The organism is Streptomyces sp. RKAG337 (genome assembly GCF_023701715.1).
Lineage (GTDB): Bacteria > Actinomycetota > Actinomycetes > Streptomycetales > Streptomycetaceae > Actinacidiphila.
Genome location: NZ_JAJOZA010000001.1, coordinates 7422948 through 7444529, shown reverse-complemented (window position 1 = coordinate 7444529; position 21582 = coordinate 7422948). Strand labels below are relative to the sequence as shown.

Annotated in this window: 20 protein-coding genes; 10 read left to right on the top strand and 10 right to left on the bottom strand. The window is 71.6% G+C overall.

The features are described from left to right. Positions 1 to 60: 60 nt before the first annotated feature. Genes LNW73_RS32965 through LNW73_RS32955 form a run of 3 tightly spaced genes read left to right on the top strand, consistent with a single transcriptional unit; the run spans position 61 to position 2730 of the window. On the top strand, positions 61 to 1140 hold the full coding sequence (locus LNW73_RS32965; protein ID WP_250974021.1) for a type III polyketide synthase: 1080 nt from the start codon (positions 61 to 63) through the stop codon (positions 1138 to 1140). Positions 1141 to 1153: 13 nt separating this feature from the next. Continuing rightward, positions 1154 to 1720 carry an isoprenylcysteine carboxyl methyltransferase family protein gene (locus LNW73_RS32960; RefSeq protein WP_250992497.1) on the top strand — a complete coding sequence of 189 codons (567 nt, stop codon included), beginning with the start codon at positions 1154 to 1156 and terminating at the stop codon, positions 1718 to 1720. Then, complete coding sequence (locus LNW73_RS32955; protein WP_250992496.1) at positions 1717 to 2730, top strand: NAD(P)/FAD-dependent oxidoreductase; 1014 nt, start codon at positions 1717 to 1719, stop codon at positions 2728 to 2730. Before LNW73_RS32960 ends, LNW73_RS32955 begins: the two co-directional genes overlap by 4 nt. A 45-nt stretch (positions 2731 to 2775) precedes the next feature. Here the strand turns inward: LNW73_RS32955 and LNW73_RS32950 are convergent, their stop codons facing one another. Continuing rightward, positions 2776 to 4269, bottom strand: a complete 1494-nt coding sequence (locus LNW73_RS32950; RefSeq protein WP_250992495.1) for a hypothetical protein — start codon at positions 4267 to 4269, stop codon at positions 2776 to 2778. Between the two features lie 337 nt (positions 4270 to 4606). Between LNW73_RS32950 and lpdA the strand changes: the two genes are divergently transcribed. From lpdA to LNW73_RS32935, 3 genes are all read left to right on the top strand, one after another. After that, positions 4607 to 6013 carry a dihydrolipoyl dehydrogenase gene (lpdA, locus tag LNW73_RS32945; RefSeq protein WP_250992494.1) on the top strand — a complete coding sequence of 469 codons (1407 nt, stop codon included), beginning with the start codon at positions 4607 to 4609 and terminating at the stop codon, positions 6011 to 6013. Between the two features lie 176 nt (positions 6014 to 6189). Further along, on the top strand, positions 6190 to 6579 hold the full coding sequence (locus tag LNW73_RS32940) for a response regulator (protein ID WP_250992493.1): 390 nt from the start codon (positions 6190 to 6192) through the stop codon (positions 6577 to 6579). A 193-nt stretch (positions 6580 to 6772) separates the two neighbouring features. Beyond that, positions 6773 to 9496: a helix-turn-helix transcriptional regulator gene (locus LNW73_RS32935; RefSeq protein WP_250992492.1), complete on the top strand. Its 2724-nt coding sequence runs from the start codon at positions 6773 to 6775 to the stop codon at positions 9494 to 9496. Positions 9497 to 9541: 45 nt separating this feature from the next. On the opposite strand, the gene LNW73_RS32930 is transcribed toward LNW73_RS32935, so the two are convergent. Both LNW73_RS32930 and glsA read right to left on the bottom strand, forming a co-directional pair. Further along, positions 9542 to 9781 carry a proteinase inhibitor I78 gene (locus tag LNW73_RS32930; RefSeq protein WP_250974028.1) on the bottom strand — a complete coding sequence of 80 codons (240 nt, stop codon included), beginning with the start codon at positions 9779 to 9781 and terminating at the stop codon, positions 9542 to 9544. Next, positions 9756 to 10670, bottom strand: a complete 915-nt coding sequence (glsA, locus tag LNW73_RS32925) for a glutaminase A (RefSeq protein WP_250992491.1) — start codon at positions 10668 to 10670, stop codon at positions 9756 to 9758. Before glsA ends, LNW73_RS32930 begins: the two co-directional genes overlap by 26 nt. A gap of 231 nt (positions 10671 to 10901) precedes the next feature. Between glsA and LNW73_RS32920 the strand changes: the two genes are divergently transcribed. Continuing rightward, on the top strand, positions 10902 to 12320 hold the full coding sequence (locus LNW73_RS32920) for a putative Ig domain-containing protein (RefSeq protein WP_250992490.1): 1419 nt from the start codon (positions 10902 to 10904) through the stop codon (positions 12318 to 12320). A gap of 220 nt (positions 12321 to 12540) precedes the next feature. Beyond that, complete coding sequence (locus tag LNW73_RS32915; RefSeq protein WP_250992489.1) at positions 12541 to 13401, top strand: alpha/beta fold hydrolase; 861 nt, start codon at positions 12541 to 12543, stop codon at positions 13399 to 13401. A gap of 70 nt (positions 13402 to 13471) precedes the next feature. On the opposite strand, the gene LNW73_RS32910 is transcribed toward LNW73_RS32915, so the two are convergent. The 3 genes from LNW73_RS32910 to LNW73_RS36125 all read right to left on the bottom strand — a co-directional run bounded on the left by LNW73_RS32910 (position 13472) and on the right by LNW73_RS36125 (position 15337). Next, on the bottom strand, positions 13472 to 14434 hold the full coding sequence (locus tag LNW73_RS32910; RefSeq protein WP_250992488.1) for an alpha/beta hydrolase: 963 nt from the start codon (positions 14432 to 14434) through the stop codon (positions 13472 to 13474). Positions 14435 to 14567: 133 nt separating this feature from the next. Further along, on the bottom strand, positions 14568 to 15197 hold the full coding sequence (locus LNW73_RS32905) for a TetR/AcrR family transcriptional regulator (protein WP_250992487.1): 630 nt from the start codon (positions 15195 to 15197) through the stop codon (positions 14568 to 14570). Positions 15198 to 15214: 17 nt separating this feature from the next. Continuing rightward, entirely contained in the window at positions 15215 to 15337 is a 123-nt protein-coding gene (locus LNW73_RS36125) for a hypothetical protein (protein WP_285392012.1), read from the bottom strand. 87 nt (positions 15338 to 15424) lie between these two features. Here LNW73_RS36125 and LNW73_RS32900 point away from each other — a divergent pair, with 87 nt between their 5' ends. After that, positions 15425 to 17053, top strand: coding sequence for a GMC oxidoreductase (locus tag LNW73_RS32900; RefSeq protein WP_374118293.1), 1629 nt, complete (start codon positions 15425 to 15427; stop codon positions 17051 to 17053). A 157-nt stretch (positions 17054 to 17210) separates the two neighbouring features. On the opposite strand, the gene LNW73_RS32895 is transcribed toward LNW73_RS32900, so the two are convergent. The 4 genes from LNW73_RS32895 to LNW73_RS32880 form a co-directional block, all read right to left on the bottom strand. Next, positions 17211 to 17690: a carboxymuconolactone decarboxylase family protein gene (locus tag LNW73_RS32895; RefSeq protein ID WP_250974034.1), complete on the bottom strand. Its 480-nt coding sequence runs from the start codon at positions 17688 to 17690 to the stop codon at positions 17211 to 17213. Beyond that, a complete protein-coding gene (locus tag LNW73_RS32890; protein WP_250992485.1) occupies positions 17687 to 18766 on the bottom strand; it encodes an NAD(P)H-dependent amine dehydrogenase family protein in 1080 nt (359 codons plus the stop codon). Before LNW73_RS32890 ends, LNW73_RS32895 begins: the two co-directional genes overlap by 4 nt. Positions 18767 to 18825: 59 nt before the next feature. Beyond that, positions 18826 to 19518, bottom strand: a complete 693-nt coding sequence (locus LNW73_RS32885; protein WP_250992484.1) for a hypothetical protein — start codon at positions 19516 to 19518, stop codon at positions 18826 to 18828. A 104-nt stretch (positions 19519 to 19622) separates the two neighbouring features. After that, the gene (locus LNW73_RS32880; RefSeq protein ID WP_250992483.1) at positions 19623 to 20807 is read right to left on the bottom strand and encodes a thiolase family protein; all 1185 of its coding nucleotides are present in this window, start codon (positions 20805 to 20807) and stop codon (positions 19623 to 19625) included. A gap of 125 nt (positions 20808 to 20932) precedes the next feature. Between LNW73_RS32880 and LNW73_RS32875 the strand changes: the two genes are divergently transcribed. Beyond that, complete coding sequence (locus tag LNW73_RS32875) at positions 20933 to 21382, top strand: winged helix-turn-helix transcriptional regulator (protein ID WP_250974038.1); 450 nt, start codon at positions 20933 to 20935, stop codon at positions 21380 to 21382. Positions 21383 to 21582 lie beyond the last annotated feature (200 nt).

Genomic DNA, 21582 nt, shown 5'->3' with positions numbered 1-21582 from the left:
GTTGAATGCCTGTCCCGGGCGAAGTTCCCGAGCAGGCCCCGCCCCCACGTCGGGAGTCCCATGACCCGTATCGCAGCCGTTCACGGCGCCCTGGCGCCCCATCGTCACGAGCAGGCCGAGATCACGGACATAGTGGCGCGCACCTGTCTGCCCCCGAGCGCCGACCGCCGGGTGCTGGACCGGCTCCATCAGGGCTCCCGGGTCCGTTCGCGCCATATGACGCTGCCGCTCGACCGGTACGCGGAACTCGACGGCTTCGGAGCCGCCAACGACGCCTTCATCGCCGGGGCCACCACCCTCGGCTCCCAGGTGATCCGCGGGGCGCTGCGCGCGGCGGGGCTGGTCCCCTCCGACGTCGATCTCCTGATGTTCACCTCGGTCACCGGGATCGCCACCCCGTCGATCGACGCGCGGCTCGTCGGACGGCTCGGACTGCGCGAGGACGTCAAGCGCATGCCGCTGTTCGGTCTCGGCTGCGTGGGGGGAGCCGCCGGACTGGCCCGGGTGCACGACTACCTGCTCGGACGGCCGGACCACGTGGCGGTGCTGCTGTCGGTCGAGCTGTGCTCGCTCACCTTCCAGCGCAACGACGACTCGATGGCCAACCTGGTGGCCACGGCCCTGTTCGGCGACGGCGCGGCCGCGGTCGTGGCCTGCGGCGCCGCGCGCGCCGCCGAGCCGTCCGCCGGGGCGCCCGTACCGTCGGGGCCGACGATCGTGGCGACACGCAGCCGGCTGTACCCCGACACCGAACAGGTCATGGGCTGGAACATCACCAACTCCGGTTTCAAGGTCGTACTGGATCCCGCCGTCCCCGACGTGGTGCGCCGCCACCTCGCCGACGACGTCAAGGAGTTCCTGGGCGAGCACGGTCTCAAACCGAAGGACGTGGCCACCTGGGTCTGCCATCCGGGCGGGCCCCGCGTTCTGGAGGCAGTCTCGGAGAGCCTCGAACTGCGGGACGGGGCGCTGGACGTGACATGGCGGCATCTGGCCGCCGTCGGAAACCTCTCCTCGTCGTCGGTCCTGCACGTGCTGCGCGACACCTGGGCGGAGCGCCGCCCGCCGGCGGGTGCCCCGGGGCTGCTGTTGGCGATGGGGCCCGGTTTCTGCTGCGAACTGGTGCTGCTGCGCTGGTAGGTCGGAGGACTGCATGATCTGGTACGCACTGTTGGTGGCGGCGGTCGCCGCCGAGCGGGTCGCCGAACTCGTCGTCGCCCGGCGCAACGAGCGGTGGAGCCTGTCCCGCGGAGCGGTCGTGGCCGGCCAGGGTCACTACCCGGCCATGGTCGCCCTGCACACCGCGCTGCTCGCCGGGTGCCTGATCGAGGCGGGGCTCGCCGACCGCCCCTTCGTACCCGCCCTGGGATGGCCGATGCTGGCCGTGGTGGGGGCGGCTCAGGGCCTTCGGTGGTGGTGCATCCGCACCCTGGGGCCGCGCTGGAACACCCGCGTGATCGTCATTCCCGGGATGCCGTTGGTGTCCGGCGGCCCCTACCGGTGGCTCGGCCACCCCAACTACGTCGCCGTCGTGGCCGAAGGCCTGGCACTGCCCCTGGTGCACACCGCCTGGGTCACCGCGGTCGCCTTCACCGCCCTGAACGCCGCGCTGCTGGCCGTGCGTGTGCGCTGTGAGAACGCGGCCCTGACCGGCGCCGCCGGACCACCGGCGCCGGCCGGGGCGCCGGGATCCGCCGCCGGTCTGGACGCGACGACGTGATCGACGTCCTGGTGGCCGGCGGGGGTCCGGCCGGGCTGGCCGCCGCCATGCACGCCGCCCTCGCCGGGATGCGGGCCGTCGTCGTGGAACCCCGGTCCGCTCCCGTGGACAAGGCATGCGGGGAAGGCGTCATGCCGGGCGGTGTCGCCGCCTTGCGGACGCTGGGCATCGACGTCGCCGGCCGTGAACTGCGCGGTATCCGCTACCTCGACGCCACCCGCCGGGCCGAGGCCGCCTTCCGCGGCGGCACCGGGCTCGGGATCCGCCGCACCACCCTCCACGCGGCACTGCATCAACGCGCCCGGGATCTCGGGGTGGAGATGGTGACCGGCAAGGTCTCCGAGGTGCGCCAGTCGGCGGACCGCGTGGTCGCCGCGGGGATGACGGCACGGTGGCTGATCGCCGCCGACGGACTGCACTCCCCCGTACGCCGCGGCCTGGGGCTGGCCCTTCCGGACCGCGCGGAGGGACGCTACGGGCTGCGCCGGCACTACCGGGTGGAGCCGTGGACGGATTTCGTCGAGGTGCACTGGTCGGCCCACGGCGAGGCCTACGTGACGCCCGTCGCCGACGACCTGGTGGGCGTGGCCGTCCTGAGCCGTAGCCGGCGTGGCTACGACGACCACCTCGCCGCCTTTCCTGCGCTGGCGGCGCGGCTGCGCGACGCGACCGCGACCGCGGTACGCGGCGCCGGGCCGCTGCGCCAGCGGGTACGCCGCCGGGTGGCCGGCCGCATTCTGCTCGTCGGTGACGCCGCGGGCTACACCGACGCGCTCACCGGTGAGGGCATCGCGCTGGGTCTGCGGAGCGCCGAGGCAGCGGTGCGGAGTCTGGTCGGCGGCCGGCCGGAAGCGTACGAGGCGGCGTGGGCGCGGCTGACACGGCGCCACCGTCTCCTGACCGGTGCGCTGCTGACGGCGGGCCGCCACCCGCGCACCGCGCGGCTGGTCGTCCCGGCCGCCTCCCGCCTGCCCGCCGTCTTCTCGGCCGCGGTGCACGTGCTGCGGTAGCCCGGTCCGAGCGGCGTGCACACGGCCGGCGGTCCGGGATGCGGCTCACAGCTCCAGGGTGATGGTCCGGATCTCGGCGGCGGGTTCCACGGATCGGACCAGTCGGGCGAACGCGCCGAGCAGCCGCAGCAGTTCCGCCCCGTAGCCCAGAACGCCGTCGGTCTGGCTCAGCCCGTCGACCATCAGGACGCTCTCGCGCACGCCGTCCGCACCCACGGAGGACTTGAGGACGCACTCCCAGAACCACATCGTGTCCGCGCCGGTCAGCACCGCGGTCTCCACATCAGCGACACCCGTGTGGGCGTACCGCAGATACGGCAGCCGGTTCCCGTCCCGGGTGAGGAACGCCGGCCGGCGCATCGAGTAGATCCTGTTGTTCTGGCGGGAGGCCGCCCGCATCCCGCGGGTCCAGGTGCGTTCCCTGACCACCAGCCAGGTCTGGGCCGCTGCCAGGCAATCCATCAGCGAATCCCCGTGACCGCGGACGCAGAGCGCGACCGGCAGCGAGGTGCCCGGTCGCAGCGGAACCACGCCGAGGGGCAGGTCCGGCTTCCAGGTGGGCCGGAACACGGCCTGGCGATCGGGATCGGAGCGGTCGACGCCGCAGTCCTCGAGAAACCCGGCGAGGGTCCGCACCGTCTGCGGGCACACGGCGTGGCCGCGGTCCGCGATGCGCCACAGCAGGCAGACCATGGCACGGAAGGTGCGCTGGCGGCCCAGCTCCGATTCCTGCGGGAGTTCGATGACGAGTTCGTCGCTGTCCGTGCCCGGAAGGCCGCCGACCAGGCGCAGCCGGGCGGCCGGTCCTGGACGGCCCCCGTCCAGGTCCACGACGCAGAGGCCCTGGTCCGTGCCCGGCCCGGAGGCGACGGGCAGCCCGCACGCGTGCAGCAGTGCCACGAGCGGTTCCCGCTCCGTCGCCGGGACGAGGATGCGGACACCGTCCCTGAACGCGCTCGGCAGCGGCATCACGTAGTCGTCGGCGAAGGGCGAGGCGTCGTGGAAGACGGTCGGCGCCCGCAGGGGCTGCGACTCGACCAGGCCGTCGAGCCGGGGCGGCCCGTCCGTGAGGCGCAGCGGCGGGCCGTCGGAGAGCGTCTGCGCGTGAGCGGAGCGGACCCAGGCGAACAGGTCGGCGTTGACCAGGGTGTCCTCCCTGGTGCGGCAGGAGGGCACGGTGAGCCGCACGCCCGCCGCCTCGGGGGTGGCCTGGAGCGACCAGTCGCGGGCGAACCCACCGACCGGGTCGACCGCGCCCAGCACGAACCTGCAGCCGCCCTCGATCCCGCCCTCGACGCGGAGCAGGGACCGCAGGCTCTTGCCCGCCACCTCGCCCACGTTGACCTTGCCGCCCGCGGCGGCCCAGGTGGAGGTGGCGTCCTCGACGTCGATCTGCGTCAGTGTGTGGAGTGCCGCCAGCGTGAGCAGATCGGCCCGGTCGACAGCGGGCCAGTCGGACGGCGGTTCCAGCCAGTTGCCCGTCGGTGCGAGGTCGGACTCGATGAGTCGTTTGGTGGCACGCGCGGCGAAGATACCCATGTCCGCTCGCCTACCGGTCCTGTGACGGCGACGGCCGGTCGTCCGAGTAGGCCCCCCACTGCATGTTCTGCCCCCTCCCCAGCCCCCCTGGCGCGAACCGCTGTCAGCGAGGCCGGCTGGAGGGCTTGGGGCCAGCGTAGGGTTCAGCGCCGAATGATGTACCACCAATCGGTAAAACCGCGGCCAATACGGAGTTAGCGCCTGTCAGCGGGACATCGCAGCCCTCCCCAGGCCTCGGCCGGCGGGCGCGCGGGGGCCCGGGCGGACCCGTGTGAGAGACGGCACGCTTGCCCGGATGCCCGCTCGGACCGGGTCCCGGATGTCTAGGGTGTGGATCATGAGTACACATTTTGACGTCGTGGTCCTCGGCGCCGGTCCGGGCGGATACACCGCCGCCGTCCGCGCGACCCAGCTCGGACTGCGCGCGGCGGTCATCGAGGAGAAGTACTGGGGCGGGGTGTGCCTCAACGTCGGTTGTATCCCGTCGAAGGCGCTGCTGCGCAACGCCGAACTGGCGCACATCTTCACCCATGAGGCGAAGACCTTCGGCATCAAGGTCGAGGGCAAGGTCAGCTTCGACTACCGGGAGGCGTACCTGCGCAGCCGGAAGGTCGCCGACGGCCGCGTCGCCGGCGTGCACTACCTGATGAAGAAGAACGGCATCACCGAGTACGACGGCCGGGGCACCTTCGTCGACGACCGCACGCTGCAGGTGGCGCTGCGGGCAGGCGGGACCGAGACGGTGACGTTCGATCACTGCATCGTCGCGACCGGGGCCACGACGCGACTGCTGCCGGGCACCTCGCTGAGCGACCGGGTCGTGACGTACGAGGAGCAGATCCTCACCGACACGCTTCCGGAGAGCATCGTCATCGCCGGGGCGGGCGCGATCGGCGTCGAGTTCGCGTATGTGCTGCACAACTACGGGGTGAAGGTCACGATCGTCGAGTTCCTCGACCGGGTCGTGCCGCTGGAGGACGCCGAGATCTCCGCCGAGCTCGCCAAGCGCTACCGGCGGCTGGGCATCGAGATCCTGACGTCCACCCGTGTCGAGTCCATCGACGACAGCGACCCGGCGGCCAAGGTGCGGGTCACCGTCACCCGCGACGGACAGCAGCAGATCCTGGAGGCCGACAAGGTCCTGCAGGCGATCGGCTTCGCGCCGCGCGTCACCGGCTACGGCCTGGAGGCCACCGGTGTGCGGCTGACCGAGCGCGGCGCGATCGACGTGGACGCCCGCGGCCGCACGAACGTGCCGCAGATCTTCGCGATCGGCGACGTCACCGCGAAGCTGATGCTGGCGCACGCGGCGGAGTCGATGGCGGTGATCGCGGCCGAGACCATCGCTGATGCCGAGACCATGGAACTCGACTTCACCATGATTCCGCGGGCCACCTACTGCCAGCCGCAGATCGCCAGCTTCGGCTGGACCGAGGCCCAGGCCCGGGAGAAGGGCTTCGACGTCAACGTGGTGAAGTTCCCCTTCACCGCGAACGGCAAGGCCCACGGTCTCGGCGACCCGGTCGGCTTCGTGAAGGTGATCAGCGACCGGACCCACGGCGAGCTGCTCGGCGCGCACCTGATCGGCCCCGAAGTCACCGAACTGCTGCCGGAGCTGACCCTGGCGCAGCAGTGGGACCTGACGGTCCACGAGGTGGCGCGCAACGTGCACGCGCACCCGACGCTGGGCGAGGCGGTCAAGGAGGCCGTCCACGGCCTGGCGGGGCACATGATCAACTTCTGATCGCGGTGGTCGCGGGGGCCGGTGGTCCCCGCGGGTCCCCTGGTCGCGGGGTCCGGTGAGTGTGCTGCCGGCCCTTCGCGGCGCTCGCCGCCGGACGGCCGTCAGGTGCGGCCGAACGGCGTTGCGCGGCTCCACTCCGCGCGCTCGGCCGCCGGGTGACGCACCATGAGACCGTGATGACGGTACTGCTCATGGAGCACGACAGCGACACGTCCAGCGACATGCGCTCGGCGATCCACGCCAACCGGCACTTCCGCGTCATCGCGCACGGGACGGACGACGCCACCGTGCTGGCGCTGGCGCGGACCCTGCTGACCGATGTCGTGATCATCGATGCCCGGCTCGACGGCATCGACCCGCTCGCCCTGTGCCAGGAGCTGCGCACCCTGAGTCCGCCACCGGCGGTCGTGATCGTCGCCGCCCACCTCACCGGCGTGGAACCCGCCCACCACCTGGCCGTGAAGGGTTCCGTCCACCTGCTGCGCGGCTCGGAGCCGTCCGACGTCGTGAACGCCCTGCGGGCGATCGGCGTCCGCCGGAGCAACTGCGACCCCGACGCTCTGTAGGGCGGCCTCCTGTCGGCCCGGAGCAGGGAAAACCCTCGTTCTTGCCTCGGCGCGTCCCCCGCGGTCCGACTCCTTGACGCGCACCGGCAGCGGGCCGAGACTGGCGCCGCCGCGCAGGGATGCCGACGCACCGACGGCCGGCAGGTCAGGGGGCCAGGGGCCGGGTTCGGGTTCGGGAGGAAGGCTGTGTGACATGACGCTTCACGGTCCGGTGGGCCTCGGGCCGGTCATGGCTCAGGTGGAGGCCGGGCTGGCAGTGGGGACTCCCGCCGTCTTGTGGGGCGTGCGGGGTTCGGGTCGTACGGTGTCGCTGGACGCCCTCGCGGACTCGGCCGCCGGGCGCGGTGCCAGGACCCTGCGACTGCGTCTGCGGGAGGACGACGCCCCCGTCCCGTACGGGGTAGTCACCGACCTCCTCCGCGCACTCGACCCGCTGGGCCTCCCGCTCCCCACCGGGCCGCTCCGTCTGGCGGTCGACATGCTGCTGCGCCGCCGTGCCGTCCCGCGGCGCGGTATGGATCCGGTGGCGGTCCGCCTCGCGCTGGCGCACGTGCTGGCCCGGATGTCCGGGACGTTCCTCCTGATCGACGACGCCCAGTGGATGGATCACGACAGCGCCCAGGCCCTGACCCATGCCCTGCACTCGCTGCCGCACGGCACCCTGCGGGTCGCCGTGACCCGGCGCTGCGCGACACCGCCGCAGGCTTCGGGGGTGTGCGGACCGGGAGCGGTCCCGTACGAGCTCGTGGCACTCGACGTCGACCAGGTGGCGCACCTTCTGGAACGTCACGCACTCCCCGCCCGCTGGGCAGCCCGGGTGCACGCGATGTCCGGCGGCAATCCCGGCCTGGCCCTCGCGGTCGCACGGGAACTGCGGGACGCGCCGCCCGGTCCGGCACCGGTCGGTGCGGCCTCCGCGTCGCACGCGGCCGCACCGTGGCTGGCCGCCCTGCCGGAGCCGGTCGCCGCCACCCTGCTGATGGCGGCGCTGGCCGTCGACCCGTCGTCCGCCATCCTGCGGCGTGCCGGGGGCGAGCGGGCGGACGCGCATCTGGCGCTCGCCGCCGCGGCAGGAATCGTGACCCATGGGCCGGACGGCTCCATCGTCTTTCGCGGCAGCGTGCTGCGTGACGCCGTGCTGTCACAGGAGCGGGACGGCCGGCGATGCGCCGCCCACAAGGCGCTGGCCCGGGCGGTCGAGGACCCGGTGGAGGCGATCTGGCACCGCGCTCTGGCCGCGGACACCTTCGACGCCGGTCTGGCCACCGAGATCGAGGCCGCGGCCGCCGACGCCCGTCGCGCGGGCCAGCGGTCCTGGGCCGGGGAGCTGGAACTCCTCGCCGCTCGGCGGACCCCACCGTCCGACCGGGCCTACCGGCTGGCGCGGCTGGCCGCGGCGACGACCGACGCCGCGGCCGCCGGGCGCAGCGACCTGGCCGGGAAGGTGGCCGCGGCGGTCCGGGTGAACCGGGGCAGCCCGGCCGAGTTGATCGCGGCGCTGCTGGCGGTCGTGGACTCCGCGGGTCAGGCGATGGAGGAGCTGGACCAGGTGCTGTCCCAGGCGGCCAGCACCGCCGACGGGCATCCGTCCCTGATGGCCGCGGTGGAAATGCGCGTCTCGGTGAAGGCGAACGTGTGCGAGGGACGGCCGGACAAGGCGCGCGCCGCCGCCGCGCGCGCCGCGGAACTGGGACGCAGGGGCCGCGATCCGGCGACCGAGGCCGTCGCGCTGACGATGCGGGCCCGGATGGAGCGCATCCTCGACGATCCCGCCGCCGAGCGCACCCTGAGTGACGCGCTCGCCCTGGACGTCCCCGTCGATCTCGTGGGTGTGCGCTTCAGCCCGCAGTACCTGGCAGCCCGTCATGCGGTCTTCGACGACCGGCTGCCGGAGGCGAGAACGCAGCTGCTGGAGTTGCTCGGGGTCGCTGAACGGCAGGGCGACGCGGCGGATCTGGAGGAGGTGCTGCGCAGCCTGGCCGAGGTCGACGCCCGGTCCGGCTCCTGCGCGCAGGCCCTGCAGTGGAGCGACCGGGCGCGTGCGGTATGCGTGGCTTCCGGGCTGTCCCCGGGCCCGGTCTGGTACACCGCCGCGCTCGCGGAGACGGCCGGGGGCAGCTTCACCCGGGCCGCCGAACTCGCGGTACGCGCGGCACGGACCTCGCACGAGGAACACGACATGATCTTCGCGTCCCGGAGCCTTCTCGCGCTCGGTACGGTTCAGCTGATCACCGGCAGTACCGCCGAGGCGACGCGCACGCTGGAGCGGGTGGCCGCCCTGGAGCGGCAACAGCAGGTGGCCGACCCGCGGATCCTGCGATGGCAGCCGGAACTGGTCGAGGCGCTGGCTGCCACCGGACGGCTCGACGAGGCGGACGGGCGCGCGGCCGAGGCCACCCGGATCACCGCCGCGTATCCGGACACCGGAGTGTTCGCGGCCCTGCAACGGGCGAAGGCCCATTGCGCCGCTCGTCGCGGCGACTGCGACTCCGCGGCCGCGATGCTGCACGAGGCCGCGGAACGGTTCGGGTGCCTGCGACTGCCGCTCGAAGAGGGGCGGGCCCGGGTGGCACTGGGCCTGCTCGAACGCGCCCGCCGCCGGCCGGCCGCGGCGCGCACCGCATGGAGGAACGCGACGGAGCTGTTCCAGCAGGCTCAGGCGCGGCCGTGGACCGCGTTGACCGGGAGCCTGCTGGCCCGCCTGGAAGGGACCCGCGCCGTCCCGGGCGCGACTCCCCCGCCACTGACGGAGGCCGAGCACCGGCTCGTCCTCCTCGTCGTTCAGGGGCTGACCAACCATGACGCCGCGGCGACCCTCTTCGTCTCCGTCAAGACCGTCGAATCGACCCTCAGCCGTGTCTACCGCAAACTCGGCATCCGCTCCCGCACCCAGCTGGCCGCGGCCCTGCGCACCTGACCAGCGCGGCGCCGCCCGTTCGGTCCAGGCGTTCGGCCCACCCGTTCAGCCCGCCCAGCAGCGTCGTACGACACCGTCCCGGACCTCGAAGTTGAGCCGGCCGGCCTGCCGCTCCATGGTGACGCTCGCTCCGGCGGGGAGGATCCTCACGACGTTCCAGCCACGGTCACGGGCCCGGAGCTCCGCCACCGCGGACGGCAGACCCGCGTACGCGTCGGGGACGTCCGCCGGTTCGGGCGGCGGGATCGTGCCGGAGTCCTCAGAAGACGGACCAGCCGGTGGCATCGGCGACCTCCTCCAGAACGGCCAGGCCGGCGACGGAGTTGCCCGCCTCGTCCAGACCCGGTGACCACGCGCACAGCGTGCCGTGTCCCGGGAACACCGCCATGACGCCGCCGCCGATCCCGCTCTTGACGGGAGCCCCCACCTGGCAGGCCACATCCCCTGCGGCCTCGTACGTCCCGCAGGTCAGCACCACGGCGTTGAGCCGGCGCACCTCGCGCTCCGACAGCAGAGCCCTGCCGGAGCCGAGCACGCCGCCCCGCGCCAGGAACAGACCCGCCTGCGCCAGATCGACACAGGACGCGGCGATGGCGCACTGGTCGATGTACCGGTCGAGCAGTTCGGTCACCTCGTGCTCCAGTCTGCCGTGCGAGGCCATCAACAGCGCCGCGGCGGCATTGCGATGGCTGGCACCCCGTTCCGATGCGGCGAGCCGCCCGTCGATCCGGATCGCGGGGTTGCCGGATTCCGTACGGAGGAGTTCCAGCACGGCGGCGGCCGATCCCGTCCCTCGCGCCGCCATCAGCCGGTCGACCACAACGAGGGCTCCGGCATTGACGAACGGGTTGCGCGGCACCCCGTGATCCACGTCGAGTTGGACCAGCGCGTCGTAGCGCAGACTGGACGGCTGCCGGCGGACCCGTTTCCAGAGGCTCTCGCCCTCATGAGCGAGGACCAGGGCCAACGAGAACAGCTTGGAGAGACTCTGCACGGAGAACGGTTCCCGGCAGTCACCGGCACCGATCACCTGGCCGTCCACCGTGGCCAGCGCCACCCCCAGCCGGTCCAGCGGCACCTCGCCCAGCAGCGGAATGCTCTGTGCCTGCCGCCCCGTTCCGACCAGCCGGACAGCCCCGTCGTGCGCCTCGTCCACTATCCCTCGCAGATCCATCTGCCCCCCTCCACCGCATCGACCGCCACTGCGGCGACACCGCTCAGCCTGCCGATCCGCCTCGCCCAGCGCGCAGGGAAAACCCTCGTCACGACGGCGGCCGACGCACGGTCCGCCCGTCCCGCCGCCGACCGGCGGCCGTTCCTCAGAACGAGGGATTCCCCTGATAGGCCCGCTCGCACCGAGCGGCCAGCATGGCCGGACCAACCCCCATGTGAGAGGCCAACCTCAGTGAAATTCCGTCAACACACCCTGGGCGCCGGTACTTTGGCCGGCACCCTGCTGGCCGGATCCCTCGTCCTGATCGCCGCCCCCACCGTTTCGGCGTCACCCATCGGCCACCCGGCGCCGCAGCAGTCCGAGCAGGTCACCGCCGCGAAGCGGGCGCTGGACGCGCTGCCCGCCGTACCCAACACCTCGTGGGGCATCGACGCCTCGGCCGGGCAGGTCGTCCTCACCGTCAGCGACGCCGCGGCCGGCCCACGCCTGCCGCGGCTGCTGGACACGGCAGCCGCGCTCGGGAACCTCGTACGCGTGGAGCACACGTCCGGTCGCATGGTGCAGCAGAGCACCGCGACCGGGGACAAGCTCCAGGTGGTCGGCAATTCCGGCAGCTGGTGCTCCATAGGTTTCAACGTCACCAACGGCACCGACAACTTCGTCCTCACCGCCGGGCACTGCAAGGCGGCCAACGGCTGGCAGACCCCGGACGGCCAGTTCATCGGCACCACGTCCAAGGTCGGCCCCAACGGCACCGACGCCAGCCTGGTGACCAACGCCCTCGCCCCGGATCCGGGCGCCTTCACCGGTGTCGGCACGGCCCGGGTCGGCGAGCAGGTCTGCAAGAAGGGAGCCACGTCGGGCGTCACCTGCGGCACGGTCAAGGCCGTCGACCAGACCGTCACGTACGACAACGGCGTCGTCGTCAACCACCTCATCCAGACCGGAAACATCACTCAGTCCGGGGACAGCGGCGGCGGCCTGTACGACGGTTCGGCCGCGCTCGGACTCGTCAGCGGCGGCAGCGACACCATCAGCAGCTTCTACCCGGTTTCCAACGCCCTCAGCGACCTCGGGGTCCGGCTCGTCGTCGCGGGCACCCCGGGACACACCGTCACCGTGACCAACCCCGGTGATCAGTCGACCGCCACCGGCACCGCCGTCACCCTCCAGATCACGGCCACCGACAGCTCGCCCGGCACCACCCTGCGGTACTCCGGCTCCGGTCTGCCGGCCGGTCTGGCCATCGACGCCGCAACGGGCCGGATCACCGGTACGCCCACCACCGCGGGCACCTATCGCTCCACCGTCACCGCCACCGAGACCAACGGCCCCAGCGGCAGCGCCACGTTCACCTGGACCGTCACTCCGCCCGGGTCCGGCAGCGTCACGGTGACCAACCCCGGCAACCAGTCGAGCTGGGCCGGTTTCTGGATCTTCCCGGTCCCGGTCCAGGCGAAGGCGAGTGACGGACATCCGCTCGCCTTCGCCGCGGCCGGTCTGCCCGCGGGTCTGACGATCGATGCCGCCACCGGCCGGATCACCGGCACTCCCATCACCGCCGGCACCTACCGCTCCACCGTCACCGCCACCGAGGCCAACGGCCCCAGCGGCAGCACCACGTTCACCTGGACCGTCAGCGGCTGGTGACCCCAGCGGCTCGGCCGGCAGTACACCGTGGCGCCGTCACCCACCCTGTGGCGGCGCCAACGGGGTGTCCCCGAACGGGACCTGGCACCGAGCGGACGTACGCTCCAGGGCGAGGAGACGGGACCAGGCTTCGCGAACTCGCCGGCGCCCACCTGCGCGGCGCTCCGCATCGACGCCGAACCGCTTGCCTCGGGCGTCGCGCGGCGATGAGGATGGGGCCATGCCCACTTTCGCCGCCCCCGACGGGACAGAACTCGCCTATCACGTCGTCGGGGAGGGCGAACCGCTGCTCTGTCTGCCCGGTGGACCCATGCGCGCGTCCGCGTACCTCGGCGATCTCGGCGGGCTGTCGAAGCTGCGCCGCCTGATCATGCTCGACCTGCGCGGCACCGGCGGCTCCGGTGTCCCCGTCGACCCGGCCTCGTACCGCTGCGACCGGCAGGTCGTCGATGTCGAGGCCTTCCGCGACCATCTCGGTCTGGAACGCGTCGACGTTCTCGCGCACTCGGCAGCCGGCGACCTGGCCATCCTCCATGCGGCCCAACACCCGCGGCGCATCCGCACTCTCACCCTGATCACCGCCCGGGCCCGCGCCCTCGGTGTCGACTTCACGGAAGAACACCGGCGGGAGGCCGCCGCCCTGCGCACCGCCGAGCCGTGGTTCGAGGCCGCGCACGACGCCTACGAACGGGTCTGGGCCGGTTCCGCCACCGACGCCGACCGGGATGCCATCAGCCCGTTCTTCTACGGCCGCTGGGACACCGCCGCTCAGGCACACGCCGCAGCCGAGGTGAGGCAGAGCAATGACGAAGCCGCGGACCGTTACGCGTCCTCCGGCGCGTTCGACCCTGCCGCGACCCGTGCCGCCATCGCCGCGTCGGACGCCAGAGTCCTGCTCCTCGCGGGCGAACGGGACAGTGGTCCGCTCCCCCGTGTCGCCGCAGACATCGCGGAGTTGTTCCCCCGGGCCGAAGTGGCCGTCCAGCCGGCCGCCGGCCACTTCCCGTGGCTCGACGACCCGCGGCAGTTCACCGGGACCGTCGAGGCGTTCCTGGCCCGAGGCGGTCCAGGAACGCCGTGACGAGCCGGGCGACGACCGTCGCCGCCGGTGTCCGTGTATTCGACGGTCCCGGCGGACCGCTCGACCGTCTTCATGCCGTCCGGTGCGACGTGGTGGCCGCGGTGCCGGTGGCGGAGGCGTCCGCCCCCGCGTCATCGAGCAGGTGCCGGCGCAGGAAGGACAGCTCGGCCTCGACGACCTGCTCGTGGGCTGCCAGGAACGGTGCGTAGTGACCTCCGGGGACACGGAACAGCTCACCGCGGGGCGCCCGCCGCGCGGCCCGGACGGCGGGCGCGGCTGGGTTGGTCCGATCCTGGTCGCACGCGACGACCAGCAGCGGAGACCGCACCCGGGACGCCGAGCGGCCGGGGCGGTAGAAGATGATCCGCAGGGCGGAACGGGCGGCCATATCCTGCTGCCACTGCGGATATCTGTTGCCCGGGTTGAGTGCCGTGTCGCCCTGCAGGCTGTCGGGCGTCGTCAGGAGTGCGACCGTTCCCGGTTCTCCGACGAGCGGGATCAGCAGGGGGTCGCGGCCGGCCAGACCGCGGACAGCGTCCCGGATGCCGCGCCCGGAGAAGCGCAGCATCGCGAGCGGTTTCTGGTGGCTTCCCGCGCTGCGTGCGGCGATCAGCCCGTCGGCCAGCGGTGACTGGGCGATCGCCGCCGCCAGCCGCGGATTGCGCTCCGCGACGCGGAAGATGTGCCCGCCGGAGAGCGAGAAGGCCCAGATCGCGAGGCGGTCGGGGTCGACCCCCGGCAGGCCGGCGGCGCACTCGATCGCCGCCTGCCAGTCGGCCATCTGCTCCTCGGTACGCACGATCTGGCGCGGTTCACCACCGCTCTCCCCCAGCCGGCGGTAGTCGAAGGCGAGCACGGTGAAACCGGCCTCCTGGAACCGCTGGGCGAAGACGTCGGTGCCGGGTTCCTTGATCACCCCGCCGCCGCCGGTCATGATCACGCAGCCGCCGTTGCTCCCCGGATAGTGCCAGGCGGCACACTCTGTGTCGCCGCTGACGAAGCGGACCTTCTCCCGCTCTGCGGACATCTGCATGCCGGCCTCCCCGTGGATGAGATGCTCTCCTCAAAAGTGAACCACGTGGTTCGCATCGTGTCCACGGAAGCCCTACGGCCGCACCGAGCCCCGGATCGAGGGCGGTTACTCGCGGGCCGTTACTCGCAGGCCGTTACTCGTCGGCCGCCTCTTCGCGATCCAGCGCACGCACCAGGGCCGCGAACCCCGCGGCGATCCCCGCAGCGTCGCCGCTGGTCCGCGAGTCCACCAGGAACCCCCGCAGCACCGCGAGGATCATCTCGGCGACCTCGAGCTTGCGTCCGCCGGACCAGTGCTCCGGACAGATGGACAGCAGCAGGGGAAGGTACTGCTGCGACGCCTCCCGGCCGAGTGCCGCGTAGCGGCCGGGGTCGTACATCGCCAGCCCGATGGCCTGATCGAGCACCCGCGCCTCCTCGCCCACCAGGACGGGCCACACCGCTCGCACCCACTCCCCGAGCGGCCGGCGGGCCGGCCCCTCGGCGGCCGCGGCGAACGCCTTCGCGATCCGCCGTTCCCGCAGTTGGACGATCGCCTGCACGAGCAGGTCGTCGGCCCCGTCGAAGTGGTAGAGCAGGACCTTGTGGGTGGCCCCGGCCGCTCGCGCGGCACGCCGCAGCGAGAAGTCCACGAGCCCGTTGACCGCGAGGTCCTCGGTGACGCTGTCGAGCAGTTCCTGGCGTCTGGCCTCGCCGCGCGGCGAGCCCGCCGATCGCCGGTAGCCCGTTCGTTCCGATGAGCCGTCGTCGGCAGTGGTGTTCACAGCGACAGTTTCCACGATCACCGGATGCCGCCGCGGTCCGCGGCGCCGGCCGCCGGGCACGGCGGCATCTTCCGATTGCGGAACGGAAGCGCGCCGCCGACCCCGAGCCACAGCTGGGTGATCGGGGAGAAGTTACCCATAAGTATGGCGTGACTTCACAAGCTGGTAACAGTAGAACTTGTTCCCATTCCACCGAGAGTGAGGAACGTCACATGAGCGACTCTACCATGCGCGGTAACGGTTCCGGGGGCGTTTCACGCCGTCGGTTCATCGTTGGAACAGGTTCTATTCTGGGAGCCGTGACGCTCTCCGCGCGCGTCAGCGCAGCCCAGGCGGCCGCCACTCCCGCGGCCGCCGTGATCGACAACGGCGCCCACGTTCCGGTTCTGGTGATCGGGACCGGCTACGGCGGTTCCGTAGCCGCCCTACGTCTCGCGCAGGCGGGCGTCAACGTGCAAATGATCGAGATGGGCATGGCCTGGGACACCCCAGGCTCGGACGGCAAGATCTTCTGCAACACGACCTCGCCGGACAACCGCTCCTACTGGCTGCGCACCAAGACCAAACAGCCCCTCAGCAATTTCTTCGGCATCCCGATCGACAAGAGCATCCCCCGCTACACCGGGATCCTGGACGCCGAGGATTTCAGCGGCATCACCGTCTACCAGGGCCGCGGCGTCGGCGGCGGTTCGCTGGTCAACGGCGGTATGGCCGTCACCCCCAAGCGCGAGAACTTCGGCGCCATCCTCCCGTCGGTGAACGCCGACGAGATGTACAACACCTACTACCCGCGCGCCAACGCGGGTCTCGGCGTCGGCATGATCGACCCGGCCTGGTTCGACACGACCGACTGCTACCAGTACGCCCGGGTCGGCCGCAAGCAGGCCCAGCGCTCCGGCTTCCCGTTCGTCTTCGTGCCGGACGTATACGACTGGGACTACATGAAGCAGGAGGCGGCCGGCACCGCGACCAAGTCGGCGCTGGCCGGCGAGATCCTGTACGGGAACAACTACGGCAAGAAATCGCTCCAGAAGACCTACATCGCCCAGATCAAGGCGACCGGCAAGGTCACCATCTCGCCACTGCACAAGGTCACCTCGGTCTCCCCGGCCTCCGGCGGCGGCTACACGGTCCTCATCGACCAGATCAACACCAACGGCGACACCACCGTCACCAAGACCGTGACCGCGGACAAGGTGTTCTTCGCGGCCGGCAGCGTCGGCACCAGCAAGCTGCTGACCAAGCTGAAGGCCACCGGCGCGCTGCCCGACCTCAACAGCGAGATCGGCAAGGGCTGGGGCGACAACGGCAACGTGATGTGCGGCCGGGCCAACCACATCTGGGACCCGACCGGCTCGCTCCAGGCGACCATCCCCTGCGGGGGCATCGACAACTGGGCCGCCGGTGGAGCGTTCGCCGAGGTCGCGCCGCTGCCCACCGGGATCGAGACGTTCGCCTCGTTCTACCTGTCGATCACCAAGAACCCGAACCGCGGCACGTTCACCTGGAACGCCGGCGCCAACCGGGTCGACCTGGACTGGCAGACCGCCTGGAAGCAGCCGTCCATCGACATGGCCAAGACGATCTTCGACAAGATCAACGCGAAGGAGGGGACGATCTACCGGACCGACCTGTTCGGCGTCTACAAGATCTGGAACGACACCCTCACGTACCACCCGCTCGGCGGCGCGGTGCTGAACAAGGCCACCGACAACTACGGCCGCCTGCACGGCTATTCCGGCCTGTACGTCATCGACGGCGCGCTGATCCCCGGCAACACCAGCGTCAACCCGTTCGTCACCATCACGGCACTCGCCGAACGGAACATCGAGAAGATCATCGCCACCGACCTGTAGCCCCGGTGGCGACGGCATGAAGCGACGGCCTCATGCGACCGACCGGCGCGACGGTCCGAAGCGGCAGCCCGCCCCGTAGGAGACGACGGAAAGTCCCTCCTACGGGGTATGCGCGAATCCGGGGCCGGCCGGTCGCACCGGGCGGCCCCGGAACACCTCAACCCGTGGGCAGTACGCACACCGCGTCGAGGCCCAGTACGTGGTTGAGCCGGCCGAACGCCAGCCAGGAGCCGATGCTCATGCTCAGCTCCACGATCTCGACCTGGCTGTAGTGCGCGGTCATCCGGTCCCAGAACTCGTCGTCGAGGCCGTGGTGGTCCAGGGCGTAGCGCTCGGCGTACTCGGCGGCGAGGCGGGTGCGGTCGTCGAACGCGTCGGTGGTGCGCCACTCGGTCACCGCGTCGGGGAACTCCTCCTCGACCTTCTCCCCGTCCCGGTCGGTGCGCCAGTCGAGGCAGAACAGGCACCCGTTGATCTGCGCGATCCGCAGCCTGGCGGCCTCGAACTCACGCAGTCCCAGGGTGGTGTGGGCGTACACCGACAGCGAGAAGTTCGCCGCGGCCATTCCGATGCCGGGGACCATGTCGCCCCACACGTACCCGATCGGCTCCTGGCCCTCGGGGATGTCGATGTTCATCGTTGCTTCCTTCCGAGTTTGCCGACTGCGGGACGCAGCGGGACGTCGAGTGCGTCGTAGATTCCGGGCTCCGCGTCCACGAGCCAGTCGATGGCGCCGACGAGCCGGCCGACCGCGGTGGCGTTCCCGCCCGCGGACCGGTTCTCGCCCTCGTCACTGGCCTCGATGGTGACCTCGATGCGCGGCCGGCCCTCGATGATCACCCGGTGTGCGCCGGTGCCGTCGGGCGGCGTCGGCCAGTCCGGTGCGCAGGACGGGTGGATTCGGGTGACGTGCTCGATGACGATGCGGGCCTCGCCCTCGACGATGCCCTGCACCTCGAACCGCACCGCGCCCTGGGTGCCGGCTTCGAACTCGCCCATCGTCCTGGTGGTCACGGTGGACTCGAGCGGCCGCCGGGCCATCGTCTCGCGGATCTCGTCGAGTTCGACGCCGAGTGCTCTGGCCATCATCCGTATCTGACCGCCCCACACCATGGTGGGGATCGTCTCCATGAGCATCAGCGGCTCGTACTCCATCGGCTGGCCCATGCCGACGAGGTAGCGGACCGAGTCGGGCTGCTCGTAGGTGGAGTAGTCGAAGATCTCCTGACAGCGGATCACATCGATGGTGGTGCCGAGTCCGCTGATCAGCAGGGGCAGGACGTCGTTGCCCCAGCCGGGGTCGACACCGGAGGCGAACAGCGAGCCGCCGCCCTCCGCGATGGCGGCCAGTACCGGGTCCCGGAATTCCGGCGGGGCGTTGCGGTGGTCGTAGAGCGGATACAGCGCGGGACTGACGACCACGGCTCCGGCCCGGAGCGCCCGGACGATGTCGTCGAGGGCCTCGTCGGGGCGGATGTCGCCGGATGCCGCGTACACCACTGCTTGGGGACCGGCGGCCAGCACCGCGTCGATGTCGTCGGTCGCCGCGACGCCCAACTGATGGTCGAGCCCGCCGAGATCGCCCGCGTCACGGCCGACCTTCTCAGGGTTGTGGACAAGCACGTTCACGAGTTTCAGCGCCGGGTGGGCCTCGACGGCACGGACGGCCGCGCGGCCGACATTTCCGGTGCCCCAGACAACCGTGGAAATCATGCGGCGGAGGGTAGCAAGGGCCATCAACAGTTCATAGGGTCACGCGATCCCGTGCCTGATCAGTATTCCTGCGCCGGCGGCCTGCGGTGCGCGCCCTCCGGGGTGAAGGTGAACGTGCCGGCGAACGGGCCGTCGCCGCCGTCGGCGCGGCGCACCGCCATCACGACCGGCTGGCCGTACATCGGCGCTCCCCCCGGCGGGTTTCCCGGCCGGGTCCCGTTCCAGAGGTGGAAGAAGACCATCGGATCCTCGGGGCGCTCGGTGGCGTAGCCCAGCGTCTTCGAGAACTGTGGGTTCGTACCGCCGATGAGCAGCGAGGGCGGCCCGAACGACTCGACGACATCGGTGAACCACTTGTTCTCCGCGCACCAGGCGGGCACCTCGCCGCGCAGCGCCCGGTACTCCTCGGGGGTGAGCGCCCGGTCCAGCTCCAGCCAGCCGTTGCGATGGGCGAACTCGGCGTAGACGGAGGCCGCGGCCTTCTGGTCGCGGTGGTCCGGCAGCAGCAGGGCGAAACCGCCGATGACACCGGTGGCCTGGAACGCGCCACTCGCCCGGAGCGCCTGGTTCTCGTCCCCCCAGGCCTGTTCGCGGTCGTCCACGAAGGCCAGGTGGTCGAGCAGGGTCCGCAGGGCGATCTCCCCGCCGAACATCTCCGGCCGGGGCAGGGCGGCGTTCAGCCGCCCGACCAGGTACTCGCGGATCTCCGCCGCGGAGCGCGTGGCCTCGGTCGTGGCATCGGTTGGCTTCATGTCCGAAGCTTCCCAGATGAACGGGGTGCATGATCGCGGCGACGTGCGCGGGCGCCCCGACGCCCCCGGCCGGCGGCGAACCGCGCTCATCACGGAGCCACCGGCTACTGGAGCGACTCCAGGATGGTGGCGTTGGCGAGTCCGCCCGCCTCGCACATGGTCTGCAGGGCGAACCGCGCGCCGCGCTGCCCCATGGCGTTGACGAGGGTGGTCATGAGGCGGGTGCCGCTGGCGCCGAGCGGGTGGCCGAGCACGATGGCGCCACCGTTCACGTTCACCTTGGCGGGGTCGGCCCCGGTCTCCTGGAGCCAGGCCAGGACCACACTGGCGAAGGCCTCGTTGACCTCGAACAGATCGATGTCGTGGAGTCCGAGTCCGGCCCGGCGCAGCACCTTCTCGGTGGCGGGGATGACCCCGGTCAGCATCATCAGCGGGTCCGAGCCCGTGACGGCGAAGCTGTGCAGCCGGGCCTTGGGCCGCAGTCCCAGCCGGGCGGCCGTTTCGCTGGACGTGATCAGGACGGCGGAGGCGCCGTCGTTGACCGGGCTGCTGTTTCCGGCCGTCACCGACCAGTTGATCTGCGGGTACCGCTCGGCGAAGGCGGGGTCGGCGAAGGACGGGCGGAGGCCGGCGAGCACTTCCGGCGTCGTGCCGGGACGGACGGATTCGTCGGTGTCGACCACACCGGTCTCCGTGGTGACGGGGGCGAGTTCGGCGGCGAAGCGACCGTCGGCGTGGGCGGCGGCCGCGCGACGGTGGGACGTGGTGGCGAAGGTGTCCATCTGATCGCGGCTGATGGACCACTTCGCGGCGATCAGCTCGGCGCTGATGCCCTGCGGGACGAGCCCGTCGGGGTAGCGGGCGGCGATCCCGGGGCCGAACGGGTCGGCGCCCGGGGGCACGTTGGACCACATCGGCACCCGGCTCATCGACTCGACGCCACAGGCCACGACCAGGTCGTAGGCCCCGGCGAGAACTCCCTGGGCCGCGAAGTGCACGGCCTGCTGAGAGGAGCCGCACTGACGGTCCACCGTGGTCGCCGGCACGGACTCCGGGAACCCGGCCGACAGCCAGGCGTAACGGGTGGTGTTCATGGCCTGCTCACCCACCTGGTCGACACAGCCGCCGACCACGTCGTCGACGAGCGCGGGATCCACGCCGGCGCGGTCGATGAGGGTGCGCAGGGTGTGGGCGAGCAGCTCGACCGGGTGCGCACCGGCGAGCGTGCCCGTCGGCCGGCCCTTTCCGATCGGCGTGCGGACGGCTTCGACGATGACGGCGTCGCGCATGGCGGTCGCCTCCTCAACTCTCGAAAGCTCTGGCAGCTCTCGGACGCGATCAGTTAGTTGGAAAACTGGATTCACCATAGCGCCATGGGTTGGATTCGCAAACCCACCTGGTCTAGGCTGGCCGTATGACCACATCGCGCCCGTGCTCGATCGCCGACGCGCTCGGCATGATCGGCGAGAAGTACTCCCTGCTGGTGCTGCGCGAGGTCTTCTTCGGCGTCCGGCGCTTCGACGCCATCGCCCGCAACACCGGAGCCCCGCGCGACATCCTCGCCGCGCGGCTGCGCCGTCTGGTGGAGGTGGGCGTCCTGGAGAAGAGCCTCTACAACGAGCGGCCGCCCCGGTTCGAGTACGTCGCGACCGAGGCCGGCCGCGACCTGCGCCCGGTGCTCCTCATGCTGATGCACTGGGGCGACCAGCACCTGACGGACCTGCCCCCGACCGTCTTCCAGCACTCCTGCGGCGCCGACCTCGATCCGGCCGTCGTCTGCCGCGACTGCGGCGAGGAAGTGCGCAGCACCGACCTCACCGCCCGGTTCCAGGTCCCGGGCTGGAGCGCCGAGGGCGCGGCCTGATCCGCATCCGTACGGGCCGGCTTCCGTGATCGCGGAGGCCGGCCCGTACGCATGCCGTTCCGGCCAACCTGCGGTGGCGCCCGGATGTGGTCCAGTGCGCGGAGCGCCTGCTGGGCTGGCGGGAGGTGAGCCTATTCGGGTATTGGTCTAGTCCTATCTTGGTCCAGACCATTGACATGCTGCCTGCTCAAGGGGTCCCA